The sequence below is a fragment of the Hydrogenophaga sp. FW305-3-2-15-A-LB1 genome (assembly GCF_058787875.1).
Genome location: NZ_JBYTAE010000121.1, coordinates 1 through 11,410, shown reverse-complemented (window position 1 = coordinate 11,410; position 11,410 = coordinate 1). Strand labels below are relative to the sequence as shown.

Below are 11,410 nucleotides of genomic sequence, written 5' to 3'. Positions count from 1 at the left end.
CCTCCCGCCCGCCCCAGCCACGTGGACCGCATGGACTGGCCCGAGCTGCGCGAGACCGTGGCCAACTGCCAGGCCTGTGGCCTGTGCAAGGGCCGAAAGAACACCGTGTTCGGCGTCGGCGACGTGCAGACCGACTGGATGATCGTGGGCGAAGCGCCCGGTGAAAACGAAGACCTGCAGGGTGAACCCTTCGTGGGCGCGGCCGGCCAGCTGCTCGACAACATGCTGCGCGCGGTGGGCCGCAGCCGCCAGGGCGAGGGGGCGCAAGGTGCCTACATCGCCAACGTGCTCAAGTGCCGACCGCCCGCCAACCGCAACCCGCAGCCCGAGGAAGTGGCGCGCTGCGAGCCCTACCTGGTGCGCCAGGTGACACTGGTCAAGCCCAAGGTCATCGTGGCCATGGGGCGCTTCGCGGTGCAGTCGCTGCTCAAGACCACCGAACCCATCGGCCGCCTGCGCGGCCGGGTGCACCGCTACGAAGGCGTGCCGGTGATCGTGACCTACCACCCGGCCTACCTGCTGCGCACCCCCGGCGACAAGGGCAAGGCCTGGGCCGACCTGTGCCTGGCGATGGAGCAGCTCGCTGCGCCCCCTGTGTGATGATTGTTTGATCAGACCCTTCATTCCAGAGAAAGAGAAACAGGGAGATGAGAGTACTTGCCGTGTTCGGAACACGCCCCGAGGCCATCAAGATGGCCCCCGTGGTCAACGTTCTGCGGGCCGATCCGTTCTTCGAAACCCGCATCTGCGTCACCGCCCAGCACCGCCAGATGCTCGACCAGGTGCTGGAGCTTTTTTCCATCAAGCCCGACTTCGACCTGGACCTGATGAAGCCGGGCCAGGACCTTTCGGACATCACCAGCCAGGTGCTGCTGGGCATGCGATCGGTGTACGAGCAATGGAAACCCGACATCGTGCTGGTGCATGGCGACACCACGACCACGCTGGCCACCAGCCTGTCGGCCTACTACGCGCGGCTGCGGGTGGGCCATGTGGAAGCGGGTCTGCGCACACACGACAAGTACGCCCCCTGGCCCGAAGAGCTGAACCGCCGCCTGACGGGTTCGATCGCCGACCTCCACTTCGCCCCCACCCAGCGCTCACAGGACAACCTGCTGGCCGAGGGGGTGCACCCGGAAGGCATCGAAATCACGGGCAACACCGTCATCGATGCGCTGCTGGGCATTGCGGACCGGGTGCGGACCGACGCCGCCATGCGCACGCGCTTCGAGGCCCAGTTCGCCTTCCTGAACGCCGGGCAGCGCCTGATCCTGGTCACCGGGCACCGGCGTGAAAACTTCGGCGTGGGCTTCGAAGCCATCTGCCACGCGCTCGCGGACATTGCCGGGCGGGGCGACGTGCAGGTGGTCTACCCGGTGCACCTCAACCCCAATGTGCAGGAGCCCGTGCGCCGAATCCTCTCCGGCCTGCCCAACGTCCATTTGCTGGAGCCGCTGGACTACCTGCCTTTCGTCTATCTGATGGACCGGTGCCATCTGCTCATCACCGACTCGGGGGGTGTGCAGGAAGAAGCCCCCTCACTCGGCAAGCCTGTGCTGGTGATGCGCGACACGACCGAGCGGCCGGAAGCGGTCGATGCCGGCACGGTCAAGCTCGTTGGTACCGATCGCGGCACCATCGTGCGCGAGGCCTTCCGCCTGCTGGACGACCCCGCGGCCTACGACACCATGACCCGCGCGCACAACCCCTATGGCGACGGGCACGCCGCCGAGCGCATCCGCGATCGCCTCAAGGCCCTCTCTTTCTGATTCCACTCGAATGATCCCCATGTTTGAAACCATCTCCATGATCGGCCTGGGCTACATCGGCCTGCCCACCGCCACGCTGTTCGCGTCCCGCAAGAAAAAAGTGATCGGCGTCGACGTGTCCGAGCATGCCGTGCACACCATCAACCAGGGAAAGATCCACATCGTCGAACCCGAGCTCGACATGCTGGTGCACGCCGCGGTTCACGAGGGCTACCTGCGGGCCACCACCCGGGCCGAGGCGGCCGATGCCTTTCTGATCGCCGTGCCCACGCCCTTCTCCGAGGGACACAAGCCCGACCTGTCCTATGTGCGCGCGGCCACCCTCTCCATCGCGCCGGTGCTGGCCAAGGGCAATCTGGTGATTCTCGAATCCACTTCGCCGGTGGGGACGACCGAGCAGGTGGCCGAGTGGCTGGCGGGTGCGCGGCCTGACTTGAGCTTTCCCCAGCACGCAGGCGAAACGGCGGACATCCAGATCGCGTACTGCCCGGAACGCGTGCTGCCGGGCCGTGTGGTGCACGAGCTCGTGGCCAACGACCGGGTGATCGGCGGCATGACGCAGAAGGCCGCCCACATGGCCAGCGCCCTGTACCAGACTTTCGTCAAAGGCGCTCTGATCCACACCAACGCGCGCACGGCTGAAATGTGCAAGCTCACGGAAAACAGCTTCCGGGACGTGAACATCGCTTTTGCCAATGAGCTGTCCATCATCTGCGACAAGATGGGCATCGACGTGTGGGAACTGATCAAGCTCGCCAACCGCCACCCCCGGGTCAACATCCTTCAGCCCGGTGCAGGGGTCGGGGGCCATTGCATCGCGGTGGACCCCTGGTTCATCGTGGATTCGGCGCCGGATGAGGCGCGCCTGATCCGCAGCGCGCGGGAGGTCAACGACCACAAGCCCGAATGGGTGCTGGAGAAGATCAAGTCGGCGATCGTGTCCGCGCTCGCCTCGGCGCCGCAGAAGACGATGCCGGACATCAAGGTCGCCTGCCTCGGGCTGGCTTTCAAACCCGACATCGACGACTTGCGCGAAAGCCCCGCCCTGGAGATCACGCAGAAGGTGGCCGAACTCGGCGTCGAGCTGATGGCCTTCGAGCCCAACATCGATCAACTGCCGGATCGGCTCTCGCGCCACCGCGCGCGCATGGCGTCCTCTCTCGCCGAGGCGCTCACGGCGGACGTGGTCGTGGTGCTGGTCAAGCACAAGGAAATCGTCGCCGAAAAAGCGGCGCTGCTGGACCACCCCACGCTGATAGACGCCGTGGGCATCGCCTAGCCCTTTAGGCCGGGCCGCGCCGCGACGGCCACAACACCGACGCGATCGCCACCATCACCAGCGCGACGGCGGCCCAGTCCTGCCAATGCAGCACCTCGCCCAGCCACCACGCGCCGGTGAAGACGCCCAGCACGGGGATGAACATCACCGACAGCGTGGAGGCGATGGGCGGCAGGTCGCGCGCGAGCGAGAGCCAGGCCACCTGGGCGAAGGCGAACACGCCCAGCGCGTTGAAGACGATGGCCCACCAGATGCCCGGCGTGGGCCAGACCCAGGCCGAGCGCTCGAAGGTCAGCGACAACACAGTCATCCACACCGTGGTGAGCGCCGTGAGCCAGAACGAGATGGTCAGCGTGGGCGTCGGAATCGTCGTGCGGCGCATCATCTGCGTGCCCACCGCCCAGGTGGCGGCGGCCACCAGCATCATCACCACACCCAGCGGCTTGCCCGAGAGTTGCGTGAGTTCGTGCCACAGCAGCAGCAGCACGCCCAGCGCCGCCGCCGCCACGCCGCCCCAGGCCCGGCCCGCCAGCCGCTGGCCGAACCACCAGCTGCCCACCAGCGCCGAGAACACCGGCATGGTGTAACCCAGGATCGCGGCGCGCCCGCTCGACAGCGTCTGGATCGCCAGGATCGCCAGCGTGTGCCAGAACAGCATGTTGAACACCGTGAGCACCGCCAGCTCCCGCCAGTGCTCGCGCGGGATGCGGAAGGGCACGCGCCGCCACCACAGGAACAGGCCCAGCACCGGCAACCCGATCCACATGCAGATGGTGCGGAAGGTCAGGGGTGGAAAACCCGTCACACCGAACTTCATGATGGGCCAGTTGATGCCCCAGACGAGGGTGAGCAGGACGAGCAGGACGAGTTGTTGTCGGGACAGGGCGTGCATGGGCGTGATCTTAGGCGGCGCGGGGCGGCGGTGTCCGTCGCGGGACCGCCAAGACCTCGCGGCAGGCGGCCAACTAAAATCGGCCCATGACCTTTCTCGACATGCTGCGCACCGCCGAGCGCCAGAACCGTTCCCTGCTGTGCGTGGGCCTGGACCCCGATCCCGCCCGTTTCCCCGCGCACCTGAAGAACGACGCCTCCCGCATCTACGACTTCTGCGCCGCCATCGTCGAGGCCACGGCCGACACGGCGATCGCCTTCAAGCCGCAGATCGCCTACTTCGCGGCGCACCGCGCGGAAGAGCAGCTGGAGCGGCTGATGGCGCACATGCGCCGCGTGGCGCCGCAGGTGCCGGTGATCCTGGACGCCAAGCGCGGCGACATCGGCAGCACCGCCGAGCAGTACGCCATCGAGGCCTTCGAGCGCTACGGCGCCGACGCGGTCACGCTCTCGCCCTTCATGGGCTTCGACTCGGTGCAGCCTTACCTGCAGTACCACGGCAAGGGCGCGTTCCTGCTCTGCCGCACCTCCAACCCCGGTGGCGACGACCTGCAGAACCAGCGCTTCGCTTCCATCGACGGCGAACCGCGCCTGTACGAACACGTGGCGCGCCTCGCGCAAGGACCATGGAACCTCAACGGCCAGCTCGGCCTCGTGGTGGGCGCCACCTACCCCGCCGAGATCGAGCGCGTGCGCGAGATCGCGCCCACCCTCCCGTTGCTGATTCCCGGCGTGGGCGCGCAGGGCGGCGATGCCGTGGCCACCGTGAAGGCTGGCCTGCGCACCCAGGGCGATGAGACCACCGGTCCCATCATCGTGAACTCGTCGCGCGCCATTCTGTATGCGTCGGCCGGTGCGGACTTCGCGGACGCGGCGCGCCGGGTGGCGCAGAAAACACGAGACGAACTGCGCACCGCGCGCACCTGAATTTCGACGGATGGCCGCCGGGCAAACCCCGGCGGTAGCGCCGTCGGGCGGGTGCCGCGAACGCGCCACACCCACTTGTAACGACTTGAAATTCGGCCTTTTCCGCTGAAGACGCCTCCCTACACTCGCGCTCGTCGAACCGAGGAGGGATCGTCATGATGGACATCGAAGAAGCGCCTGAACAAGCGGCCGATGCGAGCGCGGCCGACGCACACCACGAACCAGGGTCTTCGCCGGAGAACCCCACGCCAGCATCCCGGCACGCGCTCACGCCGCTGGCGGCGGCCGCGCTGCTCGCGGCTTGTGGCGGCGGTGGTGGTGGTGGCGGCACCGCCGACGCGGCACCGGCAGTGGGCGTGATCGACTTTCCCATCGCTGGCTACAGCCACATCAACCCCACGAACGACGCCGAGGCCGCGCGCTTCCTTCAGCAGGCGCAGTTTTCCTCCACACCGGCGGAGATGGCCGAGCTGCGTGGCATGGGCTGCGCGCAATGGCTGTCCAACCAGTTCGCGCGCTACCAGGGCATCACCGGCTGGAACTGGCTGGAGGCCCGGGGCTATGGCGCGGTGGACGCCAACAACTACTTCTTCACCTACTACCCGGCCGACTTCATGATCTGGAACCAGCTCCTGAGCGGGCCGGACATGATGCGCAAGCGCGCCGCGCTGGCGCTCTCGGAATTCTTCGTGGCCTCGCTCGCCTCGGCCGAGTTCACCTGGCGCTCGCACGCCTACGCGAGCTGGTGGGACACGCTGGCGCGCAACGCCTTCGGCAACTACCGCGAGCTGCTGGAAGACGTCACGCTGCACCCGGCGATGGGCTACTTCCTCAACACCAAGGGCAACCAGAAAGAGAACGCCAGCACCGGCCGCGTGCCCGACGAGAACTACGCGCGCGAGGTGATGCAGCTCTTCACCATCGGCGTGGTCGAACTCAACCTCGACGGCACGCCCAAGACCAGCGGCGGCGTGCCGCTGGAGAGCTACACCCAGGCCGACGTGACCGGCCTGGCGCGCGTGTTCACCGGCTACAACTTCGACACCTCCGACGGCGTGCGCCATCCGGTGGACAACTACACCATCGAGTCGAAGGCCTTCGCGGGCAAGCGCATGTCGTTCAACGCCAACCGGCACTCCAACCTGGAAGCCCGCTTCCTGGGCACCACGGTGCCGGCCAACACACCGGGACCCACCGCCCTGCGGATGGCGCTGGACACCCTGTTCAACCACCCGAATGCCGGCCCCTTCTTCGCGCGCCAGATGATCCAGCGCCTGGTGACCAGCCACCCCAGCCCGGCCTACGTGGCGCGCGTCGCATCGCGCTTCAACGACAACGGTGCGGGCGTGCGTGGCGACCTCAAGGCGGTGTGGGTGGCGATCCTGCTCGACGACGAGGCGCGCGGTCCGGCCTCGCTGCAAAGCACCACCTTCGGCAAGCTGCGCGAACCCATGCTGCGCTTCATCCAGTGGGCGCGCACCTTCGGCGTCACCTCGGCGGCCGGCAGCTGGAAGATCTTCGAGCTGAACAACACGGCCACCCAGCTCGGCCAGAGCCCGCTGCGCTCGCCCTCGGTGTTCAACTTCTTCCGGCCGGGCTATGTGCCACCGGGCACCGCGCTATCGGCCTCGGGCGCCACCGCGCCCGAGTTCCAGCTGGTCAACGAATCCACCGTGGGCGGTTACCTGAACTTCATGCAGGGCGTGATCGAACGCGGCATCAACTGCCCCGAACCCGGCGCGCCGCAGGCCGCCTGGACCAACTACGCCTACGACGTGCAGGCCAACTACAGCCGCGAGCTCGCGCTGGTGGCCGATGCCACGGCGCTGGTGAACCACGTCTGCCTGGTGCTCGCGGCGGACCAGGTCTCCAGCGCCTCGCGCGCCACCATGGTCTCGGCGCTCAATGCCACGTCGGTGACCACGGCCAGCAGCGACACCGTCAAGCGCCGTCGCATCTGGGCCGCCATCCTGATGGTCATGGCCTGTCCCGAATACCTGATCCAGAAATAAGGGGCCCGACATGCACTTCATCCAGCCCGATCTGCACACCCGCCGCGCCTTCCTGCGCCGCGCCGGCCAGCTGGCCTTCACCGGCGCGGCCCTGCCCACCGCGCTCAACCTCGCGGCCATGGCCGACGCGGCGGCGTTCAACGCCACCGACTACAAGGCCCTGGTCTGCGTGTTCCTCAACGGCGGCAACGACTATGCCAACACCGTCGTCAACTACGACACCGCCAGCTACGACCAGTACAGCGCCATCCGCGGCGGCGGCGCGAACCGCACGGCCGGCGGCATCGCCCTGGCGCAGGCCGCGCTCACGCCCACCGTGCTCAACCCCACCGTGGCCCTGCCCGGTGGCAAGCAGTACGCCTTGCACCCGGCCATGACCGGCTTGGCCGGCCTGTTCAACAGCGGCGTGGCGGCGGTGCAGCTCAACGTCGGCCCGCTGGTGGCGCCGGTCACGCGCCAGCAGTACCACGGCAGCAACCGCGTGGCCTACCCGCTGCCGCCCAAGCTGTTCTCGCACAACGACCAGCAGTCGGTCTGGCAATCGTCGCAGCCCGAAGGCGCCACCACCGGCTGGGGCGGCCACATCGGCGACCTCGCGCTCTCGGCCAACACCAACCGCGTGCTCACCTGCGTCTCGGTCACCGGCAACACGGTGTTCCTCTCCGGCGACCAGGCGCTGTCGTACCAGGTCAGCACCAACGGCGCGGTGAAGATCAGCGCGGTCAACAACAACGTCTACAACTCGGCCGCGGTGCGCGCGGCCATCACCTCGCTGGCGCTGCAGACCCGCACCCACGTGCTGGAGAACGAATACAACCTCGTCACCGCGCGCGCCGTGGGCGCCGAAAGCGCGCTCACCTCGGCGCTGGCCGCCTTCCCGGCCACCGACGCACCGTTCAACGCCTTCCCCACCGCCAACGGCCTGGCCGACCAGCTCAGGATGGTGGCGCGCCTGATCGCCGCGCGCACCCAGCTGGGCAACCAGCGCCAGGTGTTCTTCGTCTCCATCGGCGGCTTCGACCTGCACGACAACCTCATCGGCGGCCAGGCCACGCTGATGGACCGCGTGAGCTCGGCGCTCACCGCCTTCTACAACGCCACGGCGGCGCTCAACGTGGCCGACAAGGTCACCACCTTCACCGCATCCGACTTCGGCCGCACGCTCAGCTACAACGGCGACGGCTCCGACCACGGCTGGGGCAGCCACCACTTCCTGGTCGGCGGCGCGGTGCGCGGCAAGGCCTTCTACGGCAAGGCGCCACCGGTGAGCGTGGGCAACTCCACCACCGACGCCAACGACCAGTGGCACGTGGGCCAGGGCCGGCTGCTGCCCAGCACCTCGGTGGACCAGTACGCCGGCACCCTGGCCACCTGGTTCGGCGTGCAGGGCGCCGAGATGAACGGCATCCTGCCCAACCTGGGCAACTTCAACAGCGTCGACTACCCCACCAACCTGGGCTTTATGCTCTAGAGGGCTCCCCCCGCGCCGCGCCTGCGGCGCGTCACCCTCAGGGGCAACACCTGCGGCCCGGCAAAGCCGGTTCCGCGGTGTTCCCGACCTGACACCGCCCTCCGGTGAAGTGCCCCTAAGATGGCCCGACTTCTTCAGCGGGCCTCTGCATGATCGACCTCTATACCGCCGCCACGCCCAACGGGCACAAGGTGTCCATCGCGCTCGAAGAGCTGGGCCTGCCCTACACGCTGAAGGTGCTCAAGCTGAGCGAAGGCGAACAGCGGCAGCCCGACTACCTGAAGATCAACCCCAATGGCCGCATCCCGGCCCTCGTGGACCACGAGGCCGGCGGTTTCGCGGTGTTCGAGTCCGGCGCCTGCCTGATCTACCTGGCCGAAAAAACCGGCCGGCTCATGCCGTCGGACATGAAGGGGCGCTCGCTCGTGATGCAGTGGCTGATGTTCCAGATGGGCGGCATCGGACCCATGATGGGCCAGGCCAATGTGTTCTTCCGCTACTTTCCCGAGAAGATCCCGGCCGCGATCGACCGCTACCAGGGCGAATGCAAGCGCCTGTTCCGCGTGCTCGACGGCCACCTGGCGCAGCACGAATACCTCGCGGGCGACTACTCCATCGCCGACATCGCCAACTGGGCCTGGGTGCGCACCCACCGCTGGTCCGGGGTGGACATCGGCGACCTGCCCCACCTCAAGCGCTGGCGCGACGCGATCCGCGCGCGCCCGGCGGTGCAGCGCGGCATTCAGCGGCCGGCCTCGACCATGGACCTGGAGCGCGACGGGGAACAGGGCGCGCAGCGCTTCGCCGAGGACGCCCGGCGCCTGATGGAAACCGGCCAGAGCCTGAAGGCGGGCGGGGGTGGCGCATGAAGCTGTACGTGTCGCCGCGCGCCCCCAACCCGCGCCGGGTGCTGATGTTCCTGGTCGAGAAGAACATCAACGGGCTGGAGCTGGTCAACATCGACCTCAACGCCCAGGAACACAAGACCAGCGGCTACCGCGCCAAGAGCCCGCTGGCGCGCGTGCCCGCGCTGGAGTTCGACGACGGGCGCGTGCTCACCGAGACGCGCGCGATCTGCACCTGGATGGAAGGCCGCTACCCCACGCCCAACCTGATGGGGCAGAACGCCGAGGAACGTGCCTTCATCGAGATGGCCGACCGGCGCGTGGAGTGGTACTTCATGCTGCCCATGGCCAACGCCATCCGCCACACGCACCCGGGCCTGGCGCCGCTGGAGCAGCCGCAGTTTCCCGATTTCGGCCACTCGCAGGTGGCCAAGGCCCGCGAGACCGCCGCCTGGCTCGACGCCGAGCTGCAGCGCCAGCCCTGGGTGGCCGGCAACCGCTTCACCATCGCCGACATCACCGCCTTCTGCACCGTCGAGTTCGCGCGGCTGATGCGCTTCAAACCCGCCGACGAAGGCTTCCACGCGCTGCAGGCCTGGCGCGACCGCGTGGCCACGCGCCCCAGCGCCCTGGTCTGAAGCCCTGGCTCAACCCCAGGGCGTGGGTGTGCGCGCCAGCGCGCGCTCCATGGCCGGCAGGGCCTGCAGGCCCGATGCCAGCTGGTCCCGCAGCGCCTCCTGCCAGCGCTCGACCCAGGGCGTGGCCAGGCCTTCGGGCACGGTGGCCAGCAAGGCCTGCGCGGTGCTCAGGTCGTTGAGCTGCCCCAACAGCTCCTGCGCATCGGCCAGGGCCTCGGTGCTGCGCTCCAGCCGCCTGGGCGGCAACACGCTGGCCAGGAATTCCTGCGCGTACCGCAGCTTCTTCAAGACGATGCGCAGTTCGTGTCGCCCCTCCGGTCCGAGCCGGCGCGCGCGGCGCGCTTCGGCTTGCAACGCCATGTGGCGCTCGCGCAGCGTGTCGCGCGCCCAGTCGGGCAGGCTCTGCGGAGCTTCGCCGCGGGCCTGCAAAGCCAGCACGGCCCGGGTGAATGCCAGCATTCGAAGCGCGTGCTCACATCCACCCAGGGCATCGGCCGCGCGCCGGTGGGCCGCCTGGCGCTGGTCCCGCACCCAATCAAGCAAAGCCTGCTCGGCGGGCGCCATCGCTGCGCCCGGCACAGCCTCGGGTTGCCACGCGGGCAGGCGTTCGGTGGCGAACACATCCCAGTTGCGCGCGTCGCCGAGCTGGCCCGCGAGGGTTTTCCACTCGGCCGCCCAGTGCGCGACGAAACGGCGTGGCAGGTGGGCCCGGAACAGGCGCAGGCCGGTGCGCAGCCGCCGCAGGGCCACCCGCGCCTGGTGCACGAACTCGGGGTCGGGCACGGCGCCATCCGGCCCGGGCGGCCGCACGCCGGCCTCGTTGGCCTGCAGGTGGCTCAGGCAGCTCAGCGCGGCGGCCTGGAAAGCCTGCACCGGCGCCATCTGCGCGTCCAGCGCGAGCGGCTCGGCCTTGCTGGGCCGCAGGCGTTCGCCGGTGAAGAGGGCATAGCCCCGCTCGGCCTTGCTGCGCTGGGCCGGCAGCAGGCGCAGCCCCTGGGCGGCCTGCCCGCTCGGGCCCAGGGCCAGCGTGTGCGCCAGGTCCAGCAAGGCATCGACCGGGCCGCCGAGCAACTCCAGCTCCAGCTCCAGAATCGCCTGGCGGTGGTTGCCCTCGGCGTTGCCGGTGGTGATGGCGCCCTGGTCCAGCGCCACCTCCACCACCGCGCCGCCGTGCGACAAGGTCCAGCTGCGGCGCGTGAAGTCGGTACGGAACACCGGCACCAGCTGCCACGCCACACACAGCAGTTGCTGCGCCAGCGCCTCGTCGTCGACCAGGGCCGCGAAGTCGAAGCGGCCCGGGCGGCAAGCGGCCTCCCACTCGCCGCGGCGCGACAGGCCCCCCACCGAGGTGCCCGCCGTCTTCACCGTGAGCAGGGTGCGGCGGCCCACGCGGCGCTCGCGCACCGCCAGGCGCTGCGCGCGCAGGGTGAGCGTGGAGGTGTCGAAATAGGTGTTGAACAGGCGCTCGCGGCGCGGTGCCTGCCCGCTCAGCAGCGGGTGCGCGAGCAGGCGCGGCAGGTCCTCGGGGTGCAGTTCGAGCTTGAGTTCGGTTTCCTGGGGCATGGGGTCGTTGGGGCA

10 protein-coding genes are annotated in these 11,410 nt (G+C 68.9%); 8 read left to right on the top strand and 2 right to left on the bottom strand.

Annotated elements, in window-relative coordinates; all coding sequences use genetic code 11:
* The 3 genes from AC3WPZ_RS26110 to wecC all read left to right on the top strand — a co-directional run.
* The coding region (locus tag AC3WPZ_RS26110; protein WP_492442288.1) for a uracil-DNA glycosylase at window positions 1-600 on the top strand (600 nt) is incomplete at its 5' end.
* A gap of 47 nt (window positions 601-647) precedes the next feature.
* Window positions 648-1,769, top strand: a complete 1,122-nt coding sequence (gene wecB / locus AC3WPZ_RS26105) for a non-hydrolyzing UDP-N-acetylglucosamine 2-epimerase (protein WP_492435566.1) — start codon at window positions 648-650, stop codon at window positions 1,767-1,769.
* Between the two features lie 19 nt (window positions 1,770-1,788).
* Window positions 1,789-3,048, top strand: a complete 1,260-nt coding sequence (gene wecC / locus AC3WPZ_RS26100) for a UDP-N-acetyl-D-mannosamine dehydrogenase (protein ID WP_492435568.1) — start codon at window positions 1,789-1,791, stop codon at window positions 3,046-3,048.
* Window positions 3,049-3,052: 4 nt separating this feature from the next.
* Here wecC and AC3WPZ_RS26095 read toward each other — a convergent pair whose 3' ends face one another.
* Window positions 3,053-3,940: a DMT family transporter gene (locus tag AC3WPZ_RS26095; RefSeq protein ID WP_492442286.1), complete on the bottom strand. Its 888-nt coding sequence runs from the start codon at window positions 3,938-3,940 to the stop codon at window positions 3,053-3,055.
* A gap of 86 nt (window positions 3,941-4,026) precedes the next feature.
* Between AC3WPZ_RS26095 and pyrF the strand changes: the two genes are divergently transcribed.
* The 5 genes from pyrF to AC3WPZ_RS26070 all read left to right on the top strand — a co-directional run bounded on the left by pyrF (window position 4,027) and on the right by AC3WPZ_RS26070 (window position 9,832).
* Window positions 4,027-4,866, top strand: a complete 840-nt coding sequence (gene pyrF / locus AC3WPZ_RS26090) for an orotidine-5'-phosphate decarboxylase (protein ID WP_382153608.1) — start codon at window positions 4,027-4,029, stop codon at window positions 4,864-4,866.
* Window positions 4,867-5,021: 155 nt separating this feature from the next.
* A complete protein-coding gene (locus AC3WPZ_RS26085; protein ID WP_492442284.1) occupies window positions 5,022-6,878 on the top strand; it encodes a DUF1800 domain-containing protein in 1,857 nt (618 codons plus the stop codon).
* A 10-nt stretch (window positions 6,879-6,888) separates the two neighbouring features.
* Window positions 6,889-8,349 (top strand): DUF1501 domain-containing protein, encoded by a 1,461-nt coding sequence (locus AC3WPZ_RS26080; RefSeq protein ID WP_492442282.1) that lies wholly within the window; start codon window positions 6,889-6,891, stop codon window positions 8,347-8,349.
* Between the two features lie 149 nt (window positions 8,350-8,498).
* A complete protein-coding gene (locus AC3WPZ_RS26075) occupies window positions 8,499-9,218 on the top strand; it encodes a glutathione S-transferase family protein (protein WP_492442280.1) in 720 nt (239 codons plus the stop codon).
* Window positions 9,215-9,832: a glutathione S-transferase family protein gene (locus tag AC3WPZ_RS26070; RefSeq protein WP_382153598.1), complete on the top strand. Its 618-nt coding sequence runs from the start codon at window positions 9,215-9,217 to the stop codon at window positions 9,830-9,832. The genes AC3WPZ_RS26075 and AC3WPZ_RS26070 overlap by 4 nt, the downstream gene beginning before the upstream one ends.
* 9 nt (window positions 9,833-9,841) lie before the next feature.
* On the opposite strand, the gene AC3WPZ_RS26065 is transcribed toward AC3WPZ_RS26070, so the two are convergent.
* Window positions 9,842-11,410 (bottom strand): CYTH and CHAD domain-containing protein (locus tag AC3WPZ_RS26065; protein WP_492442278.1); only part of this gene is annotated, 1,569 nt, incomplete at its 5' end.

What these genes read in the sequence shown, in the direction of transcription:
- wecB (WP_492435566.1), top strand. Translation starts at nt 648, where the DNA reads ATGAGAGTACTTGCCGTGTTCGGAACACGCCCCGAGGCCATCAAGATG.
- pyrF (WP_382153608.1), top strand. Translation starts at nt 4,027, where the DNA reads ATGACCTTTCTCGACATGCTGCGCACCGCCGAGCGCCAGAACCGTTCC.
- AC3WPZ_RS26070 (WP_382153598.1), top strand. Translation starts at nt 9,215, where the DNA reads ATGAAGCTGTACGTGTCGCCGCGCGCCCCCAACCCGCGCCGGGTGCTG.
- wecC (WP_492435568.1), top strand. Translation starts at nt 1,789, where the DNA reads ATGTTTGAAACCATCTCCATGATCGGCCTGGGCTACATCGGCCTGCCC.
- AC3WPZ_RS26075 (WP_492442280.1), top strand. Translation starts at nt 8,499, where the DNA reads ATGATCGACCTCTATACCGCCGCCACGCCCAACGGGCACAAGGTGTCC.
- AC3WPZ_RS26080 (WP_492442282.1), top strand. Translation starts at nt 6,889, where the DNA reads ATGCACTTCATCCAGCCCGATCTGCACACCCGCCGCGCCTTCCTGCGC.
- AC3WPZ_RS26085 (WP_492442284.1), top strand. Translation starts at nt 5,022, where the DNA reads ATGATGGACATCGAAGAAGCGCCTGAACAAGCGGCCGATGCGAGCGCG.
- AC3WPZ_RS26095 (WP_492442286.1), bottom strand. Translation starts at nt 3,940, where the DNA reads ATGCACGCCCTGTCCCGACAACAACTCGTCCTGCTCGTCCTGCTCACC.